Origin of the sequence: Mesorhizobium sp. M7D.F.Ca.US.005.01.1.1 (assembly GCF_003952545.1) — a bacterium.
In the GTDB taxonomy this organism is placed as follows: Bacteria; Pseudomonadota; Alphaproteobacteria; order Rhizobiales; family Rhizobiaceae; genus Mesorhizobium; species Mesorhizobium loti.
In genome coordinates, this window is record NZ_CP034453.1 from 5,213,525 (window position 1) to 5,233,265 (window position 19,741).

Here is a 19,741-nt window from a genome sequence, read left to right on the forward strand (position 1 = left end):
CTCAACCTGCCTTCATCGCCAGGCCGGTAGCAGCGTCGAAGACCCGCACCGACGACGCAGCGGGAGCGACGATCGCGGTGTCGCCGATCGCCAGCCCGACATCATTGTCAAACACGGCCTTCACTGCACCCTCACCCAGCCCGAGATGCACAATGGTGCGCGCGCCGATCCGCTCGACGAAGGTGACCTGCATGGCGAGGCCTTGCCCATTTTGCACCAGCGTCGCTTGCTCTGGCCGAAATCCGTAAAGCACCTCGCCGCGCGCGCCGCGCAAGGCGGCCGCGAGTGCGTCCGGCAGCGGCGGCGTGATACCCAAGGGCCCGAGATCGACGACCAGCCCACGATCGCTCTCCGCCGGCCTGCCCTTGAGCAGGTTCATGCCCGGCGCGCCGATGAAGCGGGCGACGAAGACATTGGCCGGGTCGTTGTAGACCTCGAGCGGCGTGCCGACCTGCTGCAAGACGCCATGATCCATGACCGCGATGCGGTCGGCCATGGTCATCGCCTCGAGCTGGTCGTGGGTGACATAGACCATGGTCTGGCGAAACTGGCGCTGCAACTGCTTCAGTTCGGTGCGCATGACGGCCCGGAAGGCGGCGTCGACATTGGACAGCGGCTCGTCGAGCAGGAAGATCGCCGGCTCCATGATCGCCGAACGGCCGATCGCTACCCGCTGCAAGATGTTGACCGAGAGCCGGTCGGCCTTGCGGTCGAGCAGCGGTGTCAGCTGCAGCATCTCGGCGATGGCGCCGACGCGACGGTCGATCTCGGCTTTGGCAGCCCCTCGCATTTTGGGGCCGTAGGCGAGATTCTGGCGCACCGTCATATGGGTAAAGATGGCGTAGTTCTGGAACACGAAGCCGACGCCGCGCCGCCCCATCGGTACCCCGGCCATGTCGCGCTCGCCAAACAGGATCTTGCCGCCGGTCGGTTCCTCCATGCCGGCGATCATGTTCATCGTCGTCGACTTGCCGCAGCCAGACGGCCCGAGCAGCGCCATGAACTCGCCATCGGCAATTGCCAGATCCATTGTCTTCAGCGCGGTGAAGTCACCGAACTTCTTGACCAGGTTCTGCAGGTGAATGGCACTCATGCCGGGACCTCGCGTGCCCGCGCCATGCGCTTCATGGCGAACACCGCGACGATCGACAGCACGATCAATATGGCCAGCGCGATCGCCGCCACATAGCCCCAGATCAGGTCCTGCGTGGTGAGCTTGTAGATGTAGACGGAGATGGTCTCGGTGGCGACGCCGGGACCGCCGCCGGTCATGATGTAGAGCGTGTCGAAGATCTTGAAGTTCTCGATCACCCTGATCGCCAGCGCGATGATGATGATCGTCTTCATCTTCGGCAGCACGATGGTGACGAAGCGCTGCCACGGATTGGCGCCGAGCAGCGTCGCCGCCTTGATCTGGTCCTCGGGCACGCCGACCAAGCCGGCAAGCAGGATGAGGAACATCAGCGGCGTCCACTGCCAGATGTCGGCGACCATCACCGCAATCAGCGCCAGCGTCGGGTCCGACAGCCATGCGATGGTGACGGGAGAGCCGGTGAGCGCCGACAATATGTCGTTCACCGGGCCGCCCGACTGGAACAGCATGAAGAACATGTAGCCGGCCACTGCCGGCACCACCATCATCGGCATCAGCAGGACCGAATAGAATATCCGCTTGCCCGGAAAATCGTCGGCAAACAGCGTCGCCAGCGCCAGGCCGAGCAGGAATTCAACCGGCACGCAGATGATCATGACGATGGCTGTGCGCTTCAGCGCGCTCCAGAAGCGCGGATCGGCGGCGAGATCGGTGTAGTTGGCTAGGTTGTTCCACAGTGACCAGGCATTCCACCAGCCGAGGCCCGACAACGGCGACCAGTCGGTGACGCTGATGTAGAGCTGCATCAACAGCGGGAAGGCGGAGATGAACAGCACCAGGATCTGCGCCGGCAGCGTCAGCCGGAAACCCAGCCTTGCGCCCTCGTCGCGGGGAACCGGCCTTGCTCCGACGGCTTTCATCTCGTCCTCTGAAATCATGGCAGTCACCGCGCTCATTGCTTGAGCGCCCCGAAAGTCAGTCCGCGCACCAGATGGCGCTGGATGGCGATGCCCATGATGACCGGCGGCACCGCCGCGATGAGGCCAAGCGCCGCCTTGGCGCCATAGAGCTGCCCGGTCATCGAGGACGACAGCGAAGCCATGTAGACCGGGATCGTCACCCATTCGCGCGTCGTCAGAAGCAGCGCGATCAGATAGTCCGACCAGTTGAGGATGAAGACGAAGAGTGCGGCACTGGCCAGCGGCGCGCGCATCATCGGCAGCGTGATGCGGGTGAAGACGCGCAGCCGCGAACAGCCCTCGACCAGTGCCGCCTCCTCGATCTCGCGCGGCATGTCGTCGAAGAAGGTCTTCATCAGCCAGAAGGCGAAGGGCAAGGTGACGATGCCGTAGATCAGCGCCAGTCCCCACCAGCTGTCGGTGAAATTGAGGAAGGCCCACATGATCATCACCGGGATCATCACCGCCATCGGCGGAAACAGCCTGAGCTGGATCAGCGCCAGCGGCAGATTCTGTCCGGAGCCGAAACGCGACAGTCCGTAAGCCGCGGCAGTACCCGCTGACATAGCGATCACCGTGCCGAAAACCGCCGACAGCAGCGATGAGAGGATCGGCTTCAGCGCGGTGCGGTCAAGCGCAACGATCAGATTGTTGGTCGACTCGCCGAAGACGAAACGGAAATTGCTGAGCGTCGGGTTCTTCGGCCACCATGTCAGGTCGGCGCCGGTCGCCGACCATTCGGCGATCGGCTTGAAGGCCATCGACACCATCCACAGGATCGGCACCAGCGTCACCGCCATGGCCACGAAGATCGCGGCGTAGCGGAAGATCTCGAAAGGAATGGAACGCTTCATCTGGCGGCTTTGCTGGTGGCGTTGTGGGCGGAGGGGAGAAGCAGGCTCCTCCCCTCCTTCGATGTGATCCAGGGAGATGGATCAGACGATTGGATCGAGAACTGTCGGCCAGGCCTCCTTGTTGGTCTTGATGGCTTCGAGCAGCTTGTCCTCGCCGGTGCGCCGGGCGATCTTCTTCCACTCGGCCTCGGTGTCGGCCATCGCCTGCTCGGATGTCTTGGCCTTGGTCAGCGCCGCCATGAGGTTCTCGTCGAGCGCATTGTGGAAGGCTGTTGCGCCGGGATAGTTGATGGTCGGCACGGTGCGCGCCACCGTCTCGCGCACCACGTCCATGTGGTAGGCATGATAGGTCTGGCGCACCAGCGGATCGGAGAAATCCGACAGTCGGAACGGGTCGAGATAACCGCCGGGGTTGGCGCTCATCCAGGCGTAGATGCGGGCAGAGCCCAGCCATTGCAGCAGGAGATAGGCGACCTCCTGGTTTTTCGACTGCGCCGAGACCATGCCGGTCAGCGAGAACCACAGCACGGAACGGCTGATCAGCTTGCCGTCGATCTCGCGGCCGGGCGGCAGCATCGAGCCGATCTTGCCGGTGACAGCCGAGTCCTTGTTACCGGCATTGTCGAGGAATTTCGGCAGGTTGGAGAAGGCGCAGGTCATCGCCGCGCCGCCCTTGGCGAAATTGCCGTACTGTTCCGGCCAGCCCCAGGAGATCGCATCCGGCGAATGATGCGCGAGCGACGCGACATATTCGTTGGTGGCAGCGATGCCTTGCTCGGAATTGATCATCGGCTTGCCGTCATCGCCAAACAGGAACTGGTTGGGCGAGGCCATCGAAACATAGCGCTGATACCAGTTGGTATAGCCCCAGCCCTGGTTGCGCAAATCGGTCGACCCGAACAGACCCTTGTCGGGACGCTGGAAGAAGGCGGCGATGTCGCCATGCTGCTTCCAGGTCTTCGGCGGCGCCAGATCGTAGCCGTACTTGTCCTTGAAGGCTTTCTTCTCGGCTTCGTCGCCGAACAGATCGGTGCGGTAGACCCAGGTCTGGAAGTCGCCGTCCAGCGACACGCCATAGTTCGAGCCGCGATATTTGTTGAGCAGCGACACGCCCTTGGCGCCATTGACATAGCCGGTCACCGGATCATCCCACTCGGGCTTGTACTGCGCGACAAAATCATCGAGCTTGGCGATGCCGCCGGTTTCGGCGAGGTCGCCGAGGCGGTTCCATTCGGTCGAATAGATGTCGTAGGCCCCACCCTTGGTGGAGATGTCCTGCATCGTCTTGGTGAATTCCTGGCCATTCGGCAGACCGACGATTTCGATCGGGATGCCGGTCTCCTTTTCCCACAGGTCCTTGATCGACGGCGCGCCGGCCGGAAACGGCTGTGTGAGCTGGCCGATCGAGCCATCGGACAGGCCGAGCACGATCTTGGCCGGCGCCTTGCCGGCACCCTTCAGCGCCTTGGCCGCCTCGATGGCGCGGCCTTCCGGCGTGTCGGCGCCATACTGGTAGCGCTCGGCCCCATCGAAGCCCGTCGGGCCGCCAATCATGCCTGGCGCCAGCGCGTCGGCCGCATAGGCGCGGCCGGGACGAATGAATTGCGGTGCGATACCTGTGGCGGCCACGAACACCGCCGCCTTTCCTCCGGACGTCAGCAATCGGCGTCGCGATATGCGGATCAGATCAGACATTGGAATTCCTCCCTCAGGGCCCACGTTTCCTCCACGAGCCCATGAGGGATATTGACGGCAGTATCGGAAGGCTGTCAACATCATAAATAATCAAAATACCTCACAACATCGCAATGAGGCGAGGAAATGCGTCATGCCTGGGTCCACATACCGCTCCAGATGCCTCGATTTGATGGGAAATGTATCTTCCTATCCTGGAATAGCCGTGCCGGACGACTTGATTTAGCCCAACGGCTTGCGCTTCGGCCAAGGCCGGATACATCATTTCCCATCAGAATCGCCGAGGACAGGCAGCCATCGCCGTCAGACGGGCTGCCGGCATTGCGTGATCCTGATGCGTTGAGGAGATGAAAGACGGTGCGTTCCACCCTGACTGACATAGCCCGGGAAGCCGGCGTTTCCGCCGCCACCGTCGACCGCGTGCTCAACAACCGCCCCGGCGTGCGAGCGCGCACGCGCGAAATCGTGCTCGAAATGGCGCAGCGCCTCGGCTACATCGCCGAAAGCCCGAACGGCGTGCCGCCACGGTCCTTGCCCGGCGAGGTCATCCGGCTCGACTTCGCGCTGCCGGCCGGCACCAATTCCTTCATCAAGATGCTGCACCGCCACATCGAGGCGCAGGCCCTGGCGCGACCGGATCTCGATGTCCACATCGCCACCATAGAAGGCTTCAATCCCGACCGGCTTGCCCGCCTGCTGCAGGACCTGCGCGGACAGACGCAAGGCGTCGGCGTCATCGCGCTCGACCATCCGACGGTGCGCGAAGCGATCCGCTCGCTGTCGGCCAACGACATCAAGGTGGTGACCATCGCCTCAGACATCCTGCATGTGCCCAGGGTCGCCTATATCGGCATCGACAATCGGGCCGCCGGGCGGCTGGCCGGCTATCTGCTCAACCGCTTCATGGGATCAGGCCGTCCGGGCAAGGTGGCGCTGTTCGCCGGCTCGCTGTCCTATCGCGGCCACGAGGAACGCGAGATGGGATTCCGCCATATCCTGACGGAGGAGTCGCCCAATCTGCAGATCGTCGAGATGCGTGAAATGCTCGACGACCGCGAGAAGGCCTATTCGGAAGCGTCCGCCCTGCTGGAGCGGCATCCCGATCTTGCCGCGATCTATAATGTCGGCGCCGGCAACACCGGCATCGCCCGCGCGCTCAAGGAGCGCGGCCGCGCGCAGTCCATGGTCTTCCTCGGCCATGAGGTGACGGACGGCACCAAGGACCTTCTGCTCGACGGCACGCTCGACGCGGTGATCGACCAGAACCCGCGCGTCGAGGCCCGCGAAGCGCTCAACACTCTGACCCATGCGGTCAGAGGATTGCCCTATGAATTGCACCAGCCAAGGCTGCAGGTGATCTTCAAGGAGAACATCCCGGAGATCTGAGCAACAGCTTTTCGTTTCTGAATAGAGACAGAGCGCGCTTGCAACGTCGCGCATCTCGTTGGTGGTGCCACCCACCGTGCGACGGTCTAATCTCAACGAACATCGGCGCGACCAGCGGGGGCGCGATCGCCGCCTACGAGTGGCGCGGTACTGCTGGATTGATGGCGGGTTGAATCGTAACGATCGCCCGACCATCCACGCCCGTGCCGATTGCTATCCCGTCGCCGGAGGCTATGCCGGCAATGTCGCACACCACCAGCGGCATGCGGATCTCGTAGAGAAATTCGGCAACTATGGCACCGACCGCCAGGATCGGGTCCGGCCGCTCCAGAAGAATACCGGCCGGCGCCGTGCCTCTGCGGATCGCCTCGGCCAGCACCGAAGATGAAGACGACGAGCCGCGCCCGCTCGGCATGACCAGGATTGCGCCGGCGATATTCTGGCCGAGGCCTGGATGCGAATGATCGATGATATTGCCGGTCTCGGCATCGATGCCGCCCCAGAAACTGAGCGGCTGCGAAAATACCAGCGCCTGGCCCTTGGCCTCGCCGGCCAACTGGAATGTGCCGGTTCGTTCCACCGCTCGCGTCATGAGGCGCTCCGCACGACATGCCCGACCGCAGCGGAGCGGATGCAATCCCGCATCTCGGCGAAGGCGACGGACACACCGATATTGCCGGGCGCGTAGTGCGCCCATTTGCCGGAATTGGTCATCACCACACCGTCGAGCCGCTCGAGGATCGCGGTCACATAGGTGCAGGTGTCGGTGACCGGGATCAGACCGAACGCTTCCATGCCGGCCAGCGCGCCCTCCTCCTGCAGTCGCGTCAGGGTCGCGCGCCCGGTGTTGACATAGATAGGGATGCGCCTGCCCGGCGCGACCTCGCGCAGCAACGGCAACAACCGCATCCACTCCTCATGCGAAAAATGCGGCGTGCCGAGCGACACGGCCGCCACCGGCGCACCGTCCGGTACGCCAGACAGCCTGGCCAGCGCGTGGTCGATATCGGCGCGGGTGATGCGGATCGTCTCGTCAGGCGCATGCCCCTGGAACGCCTCATCGAGGGTCCTGGCTTCCGGCGTGATGCCGACGGCATGGAACAGCGCCACCGCACCGGTCGTTGCCGCCGCTGCCCCCAGCGCCTTCAACTGGTCCTCGTCGCGTGGCCGCGGCAGGCCTGCAATCACCGGAATGCGGTCACCACTCGCGTGCCCGATGATCAGCCCGACGCCGACGAACAGGCTGTCGCTCGGTTCGCGGTCCGCAACATCCAATTCGAACAGGATCCGGCCGCGCCGGTTCTCGCTCAGATGCAGACCCCAGGCCGGCGCGCGGCCGGTCATGGCGCAGCACAGATCGATGAAATCGCCATAGCGGTTGGTGCGCGCGCCGATGACCGAATTGGCAAAGACGATGGCGTTGGATTCGCCCCAGGCGATCTGCTGGCCAAAAACTGGCCGGAACCGCGTCTGGTACGGCGCACAAGTGAAGGTCGCCTGGCAACCGAGCTCCAGATGCGCCTTCATCAGCCGCCGCGCCGGCACCTCTTCCGCCGCCGGCATCTTCACCATGCCGGGATGGATGAGGTCGAACGAGCCGACATTCAATGTCGTCGGCACCTGGACGCAGCCACCGCCTTCGACCAGCCGCTCGACGAAATCGAGCCCTGCCCTGCCGTGGTAGAGACAGCCATCGATATGGGCGCCGGCAATGTCGAGCAGACTGCCTGCCCCAACCGCATTGGAAAACGCGACCAGGATTTTCATGGCAGCGGCTGCGGACGAGCCTTGCTCGCCGTCGAGCATGGATCGGTCCCGCGCACTCAGCTCCAAGGTCATCGGCATGCTCCGGGCTCTTGCCCGTCTATGCTGTCCCCGATTGCGAACAGTATGGCAAGACCTGGGGGATCAGTTCGCCGCGATCAACACCGTGCTCTCAGGCGACCAGCGCAGCACGACATCCTGGCCCTCCGCCAGCCGTTCCATGCCGGTGTTCTGCACGATCACCTTCAGCGTCTGCCCCGCACGCTCGACGAAATAAGTGCTGTTGTTGCCGGCGAAGATGCGCTTGGAGACCTGCCCCTTGAGAATGTTGGCGTTACCATCCGGCGCTCCGGCATCCGTGGCGATGCGGATGCGTTCGGGCCGCACGGCGCAGCTCGCCTTGGCGCCGGCTGCAAGCGTCGCACCCGCGCCGGCGGCAATCGCTGTGCCGTCCGCCAGCCGGATGCCATTGCCCGTCGTATCGCCGCGAAAGATATTGGCGTCGCCCAGGAAGGTGGCGGCGAACTCGCTCTTCGGCCTGTTATAGATCTCCTCCGGCGGCCCTTCCTGCACCAGCCTGCCGTCGCGCAATATGCCGATGCGGTCGCTCATCGTCAGCGCTTCTTCCTGGTCGTGGGTGACGAAGATGGTGGTGATGCCGATCTCGCGCTGGATGCGCTTGAGCTCGATCTGCATGTCGACGCGCAGCGCCTTGTCGAGCGCGCCGAGCGGCTCGTCGAGCAGCAGCACGCGCGGCTTGGTGACGATCGCGCGGGCGAGAGCCACACGCTGGCGCTGGCCGCCGGAGAGTTGGTGTGGGCGGCGGCCGCCGAGCTTGCCGAGCTGCACCAGGGCGAGCGCGCGCTGCACCTCCGTCGCAATCACTGCCTTGGCCTCACCGCGCACGGACAGGCCGAAGGCGACATTGTCGGCGACGCTCATGTTGGGAAACAGCGCATAGTTCTGGAACACCATGCCGATGCGCCGCTTTTCGACCGGCACCCGCTCGACGCTCTCGCCACCGATGGCGATGCGGCCTGAGTCAGGAAAATCGAAGCCGGCGATCTGCCTGAGAAGCGTGGTCTTGCCGCTGCCCGATGGCCCCAGCAGCGCATAGAAACCACCATCGGCGAAGTCGATGGAAACATCGTCCAGCGCCTTGTGCGCGCCAAAGCTGCGCGAGACATTCGATACCTGAACGCCGGCCATTATTTTTCTCCGCCGAATTTGAAGAAGCGCGCCGTGAGCAGCATCAGCGCCATCGACACGACAATGATGATTGTCGACACCGCATTGATCTCGGGCGTGAACCCCTTGCGGATCGCGGCGTAGATTTCGACCGGCAGCGTCGTCTGCCCCGGCGTCGCCAGGAAATAGGACACCACGAACTGGTCGAACGAGACGGCGAAGGCAAACAGCCCGCCGGCAATGACGCCGGGCATGATCCACGGCAGCGTGACGCGTCTTGTCACTTGCCACTGGTTGGCGCCGAGCGAGCGCGCCGCCTCTTCCAGCTCCGGCGCGAAGGTCTGCAGCCGCGCCGAGACGACGACGATGACATAGGGCAGCGCCAGCGCGACATGGCCGAGCAGGATCGCATGCAGGCCGCGGCCGATGCCGACGCCGAAGAAGAAGATCAGCATTGCCGTGCCGGTGATCAGCCACGGTATGGCGATCGGCGGAAACAGCAGCGCCTGCAGGAACTTCTTGCCGCGGAACTCATAGCGATAGAGCGCCAACGAAGCCGCCGAGCCGAGCACGACGCAGATGACGGTCGTAATGACGGCTATCTCGACGCTGTTCCAGGTCGCCGCGATCAGCTGGTCGTTCTGCCACAGCGAGGCGTACCACTCGGTCGTCCATTCGAACGGCAATTGGTAGAAGGGCGAGACGTTGAACGACATCAGCGCCATGATGATGATCGGCAGATAAAGAAAGGCGAGCAGCAGGCAGATGTAGAGGCGGCCGAGCCATTCGAGGATGCGGGTCGTCGCCATCACGCAGCCCTCCGCAGCACCGGCGAGGCAATTGCCAGGATGACCAGCACCACGGCCAGCAGGATGAAGGAGAGCGCCGCACCCAGTGGCCAGTTGAACACCGCGACGAACTGGTCCTCGATGACCGTGCCGTAGAAGGTGCCGGTACGGCCGCCAAGGATGCGCGGTTCCATGAACGAGCCGACGACCGGCACGAAGATCAGTGCCGCACCCGCGACCAATCCGGGCATCGACAGCGGGATGATCACTCGCTTCAAAACCTGCAGCCGCGATGCGCCAAGCGAGCGCCCGGCCTCGATCAGCGAGTCATCGATCGCCTGCAGCGTGAGATAGCAGGTCAGCACCATGTAGGGCACGTAGGAATGCACCAGCCCGATGATGACGGCGGGATAGGAATACATCAGGTCGATGTTGATCTTGAACGGCAGCATGGCGTTGAGCGCGGTGTCGAGGATGCCGCCTTCGCGCAGCACCATCGCCCAGGAAAAGATGCGCACCAGCCCATTCGACCAGAACGGCAGGATGACGAGCAGGAAGATCGCCTCGCGGCTGCGGCCTTTCAGCACCTTGGCGAGCACGTAAGCGGCGGGATAGCCGATGACGACGCACCACAACGTCACTTCGAGGCCAAGGCGCAGCGAGGCCAGCAGCAGCGTCAGATAGAGGCTTTGCGAAAAGAAGGCGGCGTAATTGCCAAGGGTGAATGCCCACGGCTTTTCCGACAGCGGCAGTTCGGTCATGAACGAGAAAAAGACCATGGCCGACAGCGGCAGGAAGATCGCCACCGTTAGCCAGAGATAGGCCGGCGCCAGCAGCGGCAATGCCGATCTCAGCCCGTTTCGCGATGCTGTCGCAGCCGCCATGATATCCTCCTCCCAGGATTGGAAAGACCAGCCGGCGCGAACCGCCGGCTGATCCGGATGTCGGCTTTATTTCACGTCGACCTTCAGCTGCTGCCACAGCGCCAGATAGGCTTCGCGCTGCGCGTCGGTGATCGGCGCCTGGAACTGGATGCGCTTGGCCACTTCGGGGTCACCCATGACCTTGCGGTTGAACGCATCCTCGGGCAGCGCTTCCACCGCCTTGGTGTTGGCCGACACTGGAGCGCCGACCTTGGTGACCCATTCGACGTAGAATTTCGGGTCGATCATGTAGTTGATGAAGGCCTCGGCACCGGCGACGTTCTTGGCGCCGACCGGAATGGAAAACGCGTCGAGCCAGGCGACGGCGCCCTCCTGCGGCACGACCAGCGAGACCGGCAGCTTGAAATGCGTCTTGGCGCGATCGGCCGAGCCGCTCCAATAGGTGCCGATGTCGATCTGGTTGGAGGCGACCATCTGGTTCCAGTCGTTCTCCGAGCTCCAGAAGGTCTTGATCTGCGGCATCAGCGAGGTGAGCTTCGCCTTGACCGCATCCATATCCTTGATGTCGTTGATGTTCTGGCCGGTGGCGATGGCGCCGAACTGCACCGCCTCGACGGCGTCGTCGCGAATGACGACACGGCCCTTGTGGGCGGCATCCCACATCTCGGCGATGCTCGTCGGCGGCTTGTCGAAGGATTTGTCGTTGATGGCGAGTGCCGTCAGGCCCCACACCCACGGCACGCCATAGACCTTACCATCATGGACGAGCATCGGCGATCCCGCCTTGTCCTTGCTGATGTCGGCGTAGTTCGGCAATTTGGAGACGTCGATCGGCTGGATCAGCTTGCCGTCCATCGCCTGGTCGTTGAAGGCGGCATTGATCATGACCACGTCGTAGAGGCCGGGATTGGTCCGGATCTTGGTCAGCATTTCCTGTTCGGAATTGAAGAAATCGTTGACGACCTTGTTGCCGGTTGCCTTTTCGAACGCCTCGACGGCCCACGGCTCGTCGGCGCCGTAGCCCTTCCAGTTGAGCACATGCACTTCGTCGGCCTTGGCGGCGAACGCGAGTGCGGAGGTAAAGACGGCGGTCGCCGTCAGCAGAGCAGTCAAGTCAGGCATGCGCATGGTTGGTTCCTCTCTGTGGGTTTGCCCGGTTCCCGGGCTTGTCAGGCTTTCCAGCTGTTATGCATTGGCCTTCTGTGTCCGGCCTGCATCCGACGGGTCGGCGGCATGGCTCAGGAATGTCTGGATTTCGCGGTTCGTCGGCGCCGACGAGCCACCGTGGCGGGTGACCGATATGGCCGCCGCCGCATTGGCATAGCGCGCTGCCTCGAAGGACGGGAGGCCCCGCGCCAGCGCGCTGACGAAAGCGCCGATATGGGTGTCGCCGGCGCCATTGGTGTCGATGGCGCTGACCTTGAAGCCGGCAATGGTCTGTGCTGACCCGTCGGCCAACCGGACATGGCAACCCTTCGCGCCAGCGCGGATGACCACGCCCGCTGCTTTCGGGCAGTGATCGCCCAGCAGCCTTGCCGCGAGGCCCTCGACATCGCCAGGACCGGCAATTTCGGCCGCCTCCGTCGTGTTGCAGCTCAGCCATGTGGTTCGCGCGAGCACGCGCGACAGGATGGGGCGTGGAATGTCCGTGATGACCGGCGTCGGGTCGAAGACGAAAGGTGTTTCGTCAGACAATGCCTCGATCCAGTCGGTGAGCGCATCGCGGCTCTTGGGATAGCTCAGCGTATAGCCGGAGGTGAACACCCAGTCGCCCGGCGCAACCGCAATAGGCTTCATCATGTCGGGGCTGAGTATGCTTTCCGCACCCGGCCACGACACGAAGGTGCGTTCAGCGTCGCTCGAGATCATGGCGACGCAATTGCCGCTGTCCATCAAGGACGATGGCGGCGTCAGCGTCGCGATGCCCTCGGCTATGAAAGCAGCACGCAGGAAGTCGCCATTGGGTCCGCTGCCAAGCTGGCCGCCGAACACCACTTGCATGCCGGTGCGGCTGGCCGCGACCATCATGTTGAAGCCGCCGCCGGCGACCTGGGCGAAGCTCGACGCCGTCTTTTCCATGCCGGGCGCCGGCAAGGCGTCGATGCGGTAGACATAGTCGACCACAGCGCTACCGATATGGACGAGGCGGCCGCTCATGCCGCCGCATCCTTGCCGGAACCGGTTTTCGCCACCCTTGCCGCGACGAGGTCCGCGGCGAGCGCGCGAACCTCTGACATGTCGATGCCGACAAGCCGCGCGATATGCTGTTGCGGCAATCGGGAAAAACCGCTGCAGGCGCCGGCCATGCCGGCGGCGATGGCGCCGATCGTATCGGTGTCGCCGCCGAGGTTGGCGCTGATGATGGCTGCTTGCCAAGGGTCGCCACGAGCGACTTCCAGCACGGCGAAGGCCGCCGGAACGGATTCCTGACTGGCGACGCCGGTGCCGACCAGATCGGTGATCAGCCGGATGGCATCCCTGATCGCTTTGCCGCGCACGATGTCCTGTGCCCAGACGATACGCGCGGCTATGTCGCCGCCGGTGACCCAATGGCCGAGCGTCGCCCCTCGCCTCGCCGCCGCGACGGCGCTGGCGGAAGCATCGCGCCAACCGCCACCGGCGACGCCGCGGCTGACCGCGGCAGCGACGGCTGCAGCCGAAGCGATGGCGATCGAGGTGTTGTGCGTGGCCCGGCAGGTCTCCGCCACCTTGGCGACGAACGCCTCCAAGGGTTCGAGCGGCATCATGATGCCGACAGGCGCGATGCGCATGGCCGCACCGTTGGTGTCGCCGCTGCGTCCTGCTTCCTCGGCCGGCACACCATTGTTGATGGCGTCGATGGCTCGTTTGGTCGACGGCCCCAGCAGATCATAGCTGCCGCGCGCCTTCACCCCGCGCTCCCAGTCGAGCAGTGCATTGACCCAGCGCGCGTGGTCGAAGCGGTCGCCGGATTCGACCAGAATGCGGCCGAGCAGCAGCGCCTGCTCGGTGTCGTCGGTGATGGTGCCGGCAGCCAGTCCCTTCGACACCGGATGATCGGCGAAAGGCGCGATGAAATCCTCGACATGGCCGTAGAGTTCGGCAATGCGGGCCGGTGACAAAAGCTGCGTCGGCATGCCGAGCGCGTCTCCCAGCGCCCCGCCGACAAGTGCGCCCATGGCGCGATCAATGGCCTTGCTGGTTGCATCCGACATCGCTCAGAACCTCATATGCAGCGCGAAATGCGCCGGGTTGAGCAGGCTGGTGACATACTCGATCGGCCGGTCATCGGCCGCACGCGTCAGCCGGCGGCCGCGCAGGAACGGCGTGCCTTGCGGGCAGCCGAGGATGGCCGCATCCTCGGCATTGAGCATCTCGATCTCGACCCATTCCTCGCCATGGTCGGGAATGAGGCCGGCGGCGCGCAGCGTCTGGTGCAGCGAGCCCTCGCGCAATCCGCGCAACGGTACGTCCTCAAGCTCGGGTGACAATGGCAGCCGGCTGCGCTCGATAGAGATCGCATGGCCGTCGCTGGCGTTGGTGCGCACCCGGTCGACGGCAATGAAGAACGGGCTTTCGATACCAAGCAGCGCAGCCAGATCGGTGTCCTCGATGACCTCCAGCCGCAGCGTCCGCGTCTCGGCATTGGCGCCAGCATCGGCCAACGCCCGCGACCAGCCGATGGCGTCATCGACCGGCTTACCGTCGAAGGTGACGAACGAACCGATGCCGACCTTGGTGGTGATCAGCCCGCGGCTGGACAGTTCCTCGAGACCCTTGCGGACCGTGTTGCGGCTGACGGAGAAGCGCTGGACGAGTTCGTTTTCGCTTTGAAGGCGGTCGCCGAAGCCGAGAACGCCGGAGCGGATCTCATGTTCGAGAACGGTGGCGATCTGCTCGGGCTTGCCCGTGCCGGGAGACAGTTGAACCGCGCGCCGCTTCATATGGGTACCTGTTCAGTGAACCTGTATAATCCTGTTCAATATATAGCCACGGACGCCGTGTCAACGGGATCCAAAAGCAGGCCAACGGGCGCGAACGTTGCGGAATGCCTGCAAAACTGCCGACGACAGGCCGGCATACGAATTCCGAGAAACCGACCACCGATCACCCGAAAGGACCGCAATCAATCAGGAGGATAGCGCCAGTTCTTGACTCAAGCTTGACCGGACACGCTACGGTATCGACACCTCACGGGGCTCGACGAGGATGTCCGCCTCGATCGCGGCGTTGATGAATGCCGCCCGTGCCGCCGAGGCTTCTTTCTTGCCCTCAAGCACGGCCAGGCAGACCTTGCGGGCAACCATATGCCTTTGCCCGGTCACAACCGGCCAGCGGTTCATCAGGATGTCGGCAGCCTGAGCCACCCTCTCCACATTGAAGATCGAGTTTCGCGACCGGCCGAGCGCAATCCTGACCGGCTCATCGAAACGCTGGTCTTGCACCACCCCACCTCCGAAATCGAACGTGCCGACCCAATTCCCTGTATTGTGATAGGTTCCGCGCCAAAGGTGCAAGATGTCCGATTCCAGTGGCCAGAAAAATCCCAGGCTGATCGTCGTGGTCGCGTTCGATCGCGGCGAGGATGGCGAATTGTTTCCAGCCTTTGGACCCGCCGACCAGCAGAGCGAGGACCGCGCCATGCGCACCGCCAGGGCTCTGGCGGCAAAGCATGCCGGCGTTATCGCCTGGAGCCGCGAGGCCGATCCGACGCTGGGCGAATACGGCCCGCCGAACACGCTCTTCGTCAGCGGCGACGTACCTGATATGGAATGATCGATTGGCGGCAAAGCCGGTGAAATAGAACATCGTTTTAATATATATTCATCTGAAGGAACTGTTTTCTCTCGATCTCGTTTGTCTGCAGGTCGTTTATTCCAATGACCTCGACAGAGAGGAATTCCCAAATGAACCTCAAGATGCTCACGATGGGCGCGATGGCGCTTGCGATGATGACTGGCGCCGCACTTGCCGGCGGTGCCACCGGAACGTCGGCACTCGATGATCCGGCGAAGATGTCGCCGTTCTTCACCGATGCCGGGATGAAGACCATGAAGTCCGAGGCGGAATTCAAGGTCGCATGGATGGCTATGAAGGAAGAAGACCGCGCAGGCATGATGAAGGAATGCGGCGACGAGGCCATTGCCAAGTCGCATGACAATTTCTGCAAGATGACCAAGCAGCTCGGCGGCGCGAACTGACGCAGCAGGATTTGGGCGAATGCCCGAACAGAACGGCCGGAGGCGGGCCAAGTGCCCGCCTTTTTTAGGGACGATGTACGACATCACATCATCGTGCCGGCGGATTCAATTCGCGACAGCGGTCCGGCAAATGTGTAGTGTCCGTGCTTGGAGTGGCAGAACGCCGCTCATTTGGCTTTGTGCCCATGTTTCAACCCATTGCGAATATCGAAGACGCGCAGACGCTGGCGCAGGCGATCGTCAACACGATCACCGAGCCGTTTCTCGTCCTCGACGAGCAGTTTCGCGTGCTGGCGGCCAGCCGCTCCTTCTACAACACATTTGAAGTCGACCCGCAGCAGACCCAGGGCTCGCTGCTTTACGCGCTCGGCGACGGTCAGTGGGATATTCCGGCACTTCGCCTGCTGCTGGAGACGATCATTCCCGAGAAGACCGCCATGGACGATTTCGAGGTCGAGCATGATTTCCCGCAGATTGGCCGCCGCACCATGCTGCTCAATGCCCGCAAGGTGCTTTACGACCATAGTCCGGCCATCACCATCCTTCTCGCCTTCAATGATATAACGGCCCGTCGTATCATCGAGCGGGAGAAGGAAGAGCTGCTCAGCCGCACCGAAGATCTGCTTCGGCAGAAAGACGTCCTGCTGCGCGAGATGGAGCACCGGGTCGCCAACAGCCTGCAGATCATTGCCTCGATCCTGTTGCTGAAGGCACGCTCGGTCACGTCGGAAGAGACACGCCAGCATCTCAAGGATGCCCATCAGCGCGTTCTGTCCGTGGCCGAGGTGCAACGCCATCTCCACACCTCGGCCGGCATCGACGAGATCGATGTCGGCTCTTACCTTCCAAAACTGTGTAGCAGCCTCGCCTCGTCGATGGTCGGCGAAACCCAGCCGATCACGGTTACCGTGACGGCCGAAGGCGGCAGGATGGATTCGCAAAGGGCCGTCAGTCTCGGCCTGATCGTCACCGAACTCGTGCTGAACGCCATCAAATATGCCTTTCCCAAGGAGAAGGCAGGCGCTCACATCCAGGTGAGCTACGAGACCGCTGGCAGCGACTGGAAACTGACGGTTTCGGACAATGGCGTTGGCAAGATCGCCAACGACCTACCGACCGTCGGGCTTGGCACAGCCATCGTGGAGGCGCTAGTCAAACAGCTGGAAGCCAAGGTGGAAATTATCAGCGACACTAACGGCACCAGCGTGTCGGTCACCCGGGCGACGTTCACCTCACGGGTGCCGCGAGCGGCGTAAAGCCGCTACCACGATGCCCCGACCTTCATCGCGATCCTTTTTCTGTTCAGGCATGGCGGTCGATGCGGCGGATGACCTTGATGGCCTCTGCTCCCGCCGCGCCAATCAATGCATCGATTCCCTGGATGGACCGCGATCCGCCACCATCAGCCACGGGACGTGAAGATCATCGCGAATTTCGCAGAGTGTTGTCCGCAGCGTCATGGGCATTGGCAGCCTTCCGTAATTCAACGGCATCGACGCAAGCCGGTTCCCTCGCCCCATCAAGCAAAAGCCCGCCACGGTGAACCGGTGCGGGCCTTGGAGGAGGACAAGGGGTGGGACCCCTCCTCTTGTTTCGACGGGGGTGTGGACCGCAATCACCTTACAAAAATTTCGAAACGAGCCGGATCACAAGCAGCCTCCGCACACATCACAATCCGGTGCGCTACAGGCGCTGACGCGGTCACGAGATTGCGATCGCCCGGTGTCAATCGAGCAGCGCGGCTAGATCCGCCCAAGCACAACAAGCACGATGAGGATGAGCAGAACGAGCCCGAGACCGCCGCCGCCATAATAGCCGGTTCCGTAGAAAGGACCGCCGCCGAGGCCGCTGAAGCCGCCAAGCAGCGCAATGATGAGGATAATGATGAGAATGGTTCCTAGGCTCATGGCTTCCCGCTCCCTGTAGGCGCTGATGCGCCGGTTTGAACATCGCGTTATTCGGATGTTGCTGGGGATGTTAACGCTTTCAAAGCATTAGCGTTCCGCCCGGCGAGCGATGCCGGAAGCACGGGAACAACCAAGGTAACACGCAGAAAGCCCGCCAAGGATGGCGGGCTTTCTGACCGGCCGGAGGCCAGGAGAGTGCGGTCAAGCCTCACGGCTGGTTCGGCACTTCCGATCCGGCAGTCTTGATGTCAGCGGCGTGCGATGAGCAGGCAGAGCTGGCGCAGGTCGCGGTCATAGACCCCGGAACTGCCGAGCACATCGACGCAGCGCTTCTTCATTCGCGCCACCTGGCTGTCCGACATGTCGGCGACGACGTCCGGCAGGTTCGGATGTCCCGGAGTACCAGGGTTACCTGGATTTCCGGAATTGCTCGGGTTGGTTCCGCCGCCGATGCCGACACCAACGCCGTTCGTTCCACCAACATTGGCGCCGAGGCCGGCGGTGATGCCGCTAGCCCCTCCGACATTGGCGCCCACACCGGCATTGATGCCGTTGCTGCCGCCAAGCGAAGCACCGAGACCGGCGCTGACGCCGCTCGAGCCGCCGACATTGGCACCGACGCCGGCGTTGACGCCGCCGCTACCACCCACCGAGGCACCAACGCCAAGACCGAGCCCCGCAGCATTCGCCGGCAGGGAAAGAGCCAAGATTACAGCACTACCTGCCAACACACCGGTGACTGTTTTGATGGTAAAAGCCATAACACTCTCCTGTTTTCGTTGCGCTAAGGCAGTCGGCATGGCCGATTGCAAACCCAACTACGTGACAGGTTAAATTCAGTTTCAGAAACGCGATACCCAGAAGGAATGATGGTATTCATTGTTGAAATCGTAAAACCGAAATAATAAAAGTATTAAAATTTAATCGTAAGAAATTTTGTACGCAAATAGCTTCCAAAATCGATATCTATTTTACGCTGAGAGAAGAATCGATTTTTATGCCGCTGTCAGTTTCTGAATTATATGTGTGAGTGATTGTGTCGATCGCGTCAAAGCTGGAGCGACAACGGTGGCCAGTTGCCGACAGGCCCGGACAGGGGTTCGGCAAAACAAGCACTGTTGTGACAGGACGGGTAGGATGGCCGCCTCATTCCTCGGGAATCCGGGAATAGCGCGGAAAGCTTGCCATCCGCTCGCAAATGCGGCCGGCGGCCCAGCCCGGTATTGCGGGTGGGCGCCCTGTTGTCAGACGATCCCGTAGAACAGCCTGTAGTGGACGCGTTTTATATAGTCCCGGTACTCCGGCGTGGCGGCCAGCAGCGCCTCTTCGCGCAGGATGCGATGCACCTGGAAGAAGGTGATCACGGCGTAGACGGCAAGATTGTAGAAGGAAAAGGCCGACAGCAGGAACAGGATATGGCCGGCAAGGTAGCCGGCATAGATCGGATGCCGCACAAGGCGGTAGGCGCCGCCGGTCATCACGCCGCGATTGCCCGGCAGAATGGCGAACGAACGGCCCAGCGATATCTTTCCCCAGATCACAAACCCCAACGCCAGGGCCTGCAGAGGCGCCGCGAAATAGACCGGAACGATAGCCACGCCCGGCTCCAGATCGATGAAGCCGACACCGAAACTGGCGATCACCGAGACAACCACCGTGAGCGGATTCCAGTCGCGAACCTGCGGCCGCCGCGACAGAAGCAGCCAGGTAAAGGTCAGGATCTCGGAAATCGCCAACAGCGCCACATTGATACGCGTCGGGTCGAGCATAAGGTGATACACGCCGCGGTAGACGAACAGTCCCGCAAAGGCTAGCGCGCAGATCCGAAAGAAGCCTTCCCGCAAATCAACCAGGATTTCGCGCTTTCGGACTGCGGACAAAATCCCGTCGTCTTTGATACGCGAAAGGGTTTCGCTTTTTGATATGAGCAAGGCAGGCACCCCAATGATCCCTCAGGGCGACCTTTGCATGCAACCATTGCCGGGCAGTTAATCAACAACCTCAGATCGGCATTAAAACGGGATCAATGCTACCGAAGGCATC

General features: G+C 62.6%; 21 protein-coding genes. 4 read left to right on the forward strand and 17 right to left on the reverse strand.

Features of this window, described 5'->3' with window-relative positions; translation table 11 throughout:
• Position 1: 1 nt before the first annotated feature.
• The 4 genes from EJ076_RS25230 to EJ076_RS25245 form a co-directional block, all read right to left on the reverse strand.
• Positions 2–1,093 carry an ABC transporter ATP-binding protein gene (locus EJ076_RS25230; RefSeq protein ID WP_126069660.1) on the reverse strand — a complete coding sequence of 364 codons (1,092 nt, stop codon included), beginning with the start codon at positions 1,091–1,093 and terminating at the stop codon, positions 2–4.
• Positions 1,090–2,049 (reverse strand): sugar ABC transporter permease, encoded by a 960-nt coding sequence (locus EJ076_RS25235; protein WP_109660972.1) that lies wholly within the window; start codon positions 2,047–2,049, stop codon positions 1,090–1,092. The genes EJ076_RS25230 and EJ076_RS25235 overlap by 4 nt, the downstream gene beginning before the upstream one ends.
• On the reverse strand, positions 2,046–2,906 hold the full coding sequence (locus EJ076_RS25240; protein WP_109660970.1) for a carbohydrate ABC transporter permease: 861 nt from the start codon (positions 2,904–2,906) through the stop codon (positions 2,046–2,048). Before EJ076_RS25240 ends, EJ076_RS25235 begins: the two co-directional genes overlap by 4 nt.
• Positions 2,907–2,987: 81 nt before the next feature.
• Positions 2,988–4,601 (reverse strand): extracellular solute-binding protein, encoded by a 1,614-nt coding sequence (locus tag EJ076_RS25245; protein WP_109660968.1) that lies wholly within the window; start codon positions 4,599–4,601, stop codon positions 2,988–2,990.
• Positions 4,602–4,958: 357 nt separating this feature from the next.
• Here EJ076_RS25245 and EJ076_RS25250 point away from each other — a divergent pair, with 357 nt between their 5' ends.
• On the forward strand, positions 4,959–5,987 hold the full coding sequence (locus EJ076_RS25250) for a LacI family DNA-binding transcriptional regulator (protein WP_126069661.1): 1,029 nt from the start codon (positions 4,959–4,961) through the stop codon (positions 5,985–5,987).
• A gap of 133 nt (positions 5,988–6,120) precedes the next feature.
• On the opposite strand, the gene EJ076_RS25255 is transcribed toward EJ076_RS25250, so the two are convergent.
• From EJ076_RS25255 to EJ076_RS25300, 10 genes are all read right to left on the reverse strand, one after another.
• Positions 6,121–6,579, reverse strand: a complete 459-nt coding sequence (locus tag EJ076_RS25255; RefSeq protein WP_126069662.1) for a DUF126 domain-containing protein — start codon at positions 6,577–6,579, stop codon at positions 6,121–6,123.
• A complete protein-coding gene (locus EJ076_RS25260) occupies positions 6,576–7,826 on the reverse strand; it encodes an aconitase X (RefSeq protein WP_126069663.1) in 1,251 nt (416 codons plus the stop codon). The genes EJ076_RS25255 and EJ076_RS25260 overlap by 4 nt, the downstream gene beginning before the upstream one ends.
• 69 nt (positions 7,827–7,895) lie before the next feature.
• Positions 7,896–8,960, reverse strand: a complete 1,065-nt coding sequence (locus tag EJ076_RS25265; RefSeq protein WP_109660964.1) for an ABC transporter ATP-binding protein — start codon at positions 8,958–8,960, stop codon at positions 7,896–7,898.
• Positions 8,960–9,748, reverse strand: coding sequence for an ABC transporter permease (locus tag EJ076_RS25270; protein ID WP_126069664.1), 789 nt, complete (start codon positions 9,746–9,748; stop codon positions 8,960–8,962). Before EJ076_RS25270 ends, EJ076_RS25265 begins: the two co-directional genes overlap by 1 nt.
• Positions 9,748–10,611: an ABC transporter permease gene (locus tag EJ076_RS25275; RefSeq protein ID WP_126069665.1), complete on the reverse strand. Its 864-nt coding sequence runs from the start codon at positions 10,609–10,611 to the stop codon at positions 9,748–9,750. Before EJ076_RS25275 ends, EJ076_RS25270 begins: the two co-directional genes overlap by 1 nt.
• A 66-nt stretch (positions 10,612–10,677) precedes the next feature.
• Complete coding sequence (locus EJ076_RS25280; protein ID WP_013530805.1) at positions 10,678–11,739, reverse strand: ABC transporter substrate-binding protein; 1,062 nt, start codon at positions 11,737–11,739, stop codon at positions 10,678–10,680.
• A 57-nt stretch (positions 11,740–11,796) separates the two neighbouring features.
• Positions 11,797–12,768 carry a PfkB family carbohydrate kinase gene (locus EJ076_RS25285; protein ID WP_126069666.1) on the reverse strand — a complete coding sequence of 324 codons (972 nt, stop codon included), beginning with the start codon at positions 12,766–12,768 and terminating at the stop codon, positions 11,797–11,799.
• Positions 12,765–13,805: an ADP-ribosylglycohydrolase family protein gene (locus EJ076_RS25290; protein ID WP_126069667.1), complete on the reverse strand. Its 1,041-nt coding sequence runs from the start codon at positions 13,803–13,805 to the stop codon at positions 12,765–12,767. Before EJ076_RS25290 ends, EJ076_RS25285 begins: the two co-directional genes overlap by 4 nt.
• 3 nt (positions 13,806–13,808) lie before the next feature.
• A complete protein-coding gene (locus EJ076_RS25295) occupies positions 13,809–14,534 on the reverse strand; it encodes a GntR family transcriptional regulator (RefSeq protein ID WP_109660954.1) in 726 nt (241 codons plus the stop codon).
• A gap of 231 nt (positions 14,535–14,765) precedes the next feature.
• Positions 14,766–15,035, reverse strand: a complete 270-nt coding sequence (locus EJ076_RS25300; RefSeq protein WP_109661454.1) for a DUF982 domain-containing protein — start codon at positions 15,033–15,035, stop codon at positions 14,766–14,768.
• Between the two features lie 73 nt (positions 15,036–15,108).
• Between EJ076_RS25300 and EJ076_RS25305 the strand changes: the two genes are divergently transcribed.
• The 3 genes from EJ076_RS25305 to EJ076_RS25315 all read left to right on the forward strand — a co-directional run bounded on the left by EJ076_RS25305 (position 15,109) and on the right by EJ076_RS25315 (position 17,047).
• Positions 15,109–15,366 (forward strand): hypothetical protein, encoded by a 258-nt coding sequence (locus EJ076_RS25305; RefSeq protein WP_126069668.1) that lies wholly within the window; start codon positions 15,109–15,111, stop codon positions 15,364–15,366.
• A gap of 131 nt (positions 15,367–15,497) precedes the next feature.
• A complete protein-coding gene (locus EJ076_RS25310; protein WP_126069669.1) occupies positions 15,498–15,791 on the forward strand; it encodes a hypothetical protein in 294 nt (97 codons plus the stop codon).
• A 185-nt stretch (positions 15,792–15,976) separates the two neighbouring features.
• Complete coding sequence (locus EJ076_RS25315; RefSeq protein ID WP_126069670.1) at positions 15,977–17,047, forward strand: PAS domain-containing sensor histidine kinase; 1,071 nt, start codon at positions 15,977–15,979, stop codon at positions 17,045–17,047.
• Positions 17,048–17,533: 486 nt separating this feature from the next.
• Here the strand turns inward: EJ076_RS25315 and EJ076_RS25320 are convergent, their stop codons facing one another.
• The 3 genes from EJ076_RS25320 to EJ076_RS25330 all read right to left on the reverse strand — a co-directional run bounded on the left by EJ076_RS25320 (position 17,534) and on the right by EJ076_RS25330 (position 19,578).
• Positions 17,534–17,698 carry a DUF3309 family protein gene (locus tag EJ076_RS25320; protein WP_082525567.1) on the reverse strand — a complete coding sequence of 55 codons (165 nt, stop codon included), beginning with the start codon at positions 17,696–17,698 and terminating at the stop codon, positions 17,534–17,536.
• Positions 17,699–17,946: 248 nt separating this feature from the next.
• On the reverse strand, positions 17,947–18,459 hold the full coding sequence (locus EJ076_RS25325) for a hypothetical protein (RefSeq protein WP_126069671.1): 513 nt from the start codon (positions 18,457–18,459) through the stop codon (positions 17,947–17,949).
• 483 nt (positions 18,460–18,942) lie between these two features.
• Positions 18,943–19,578: an isoprenylcysteine carboxylmethyltransferase family protein gene (locus tag EJ076_RS25330; RefSeq protein ID WP_245462875.1), complete on the reverse strand. Its 636-nt coding sequence runs from the start codon at positions 19,576–19,578 to the stop codon at positions 18,943–18,945.
• Positions 19,579–19,741 lie beyond the last annotated feature (163 nt).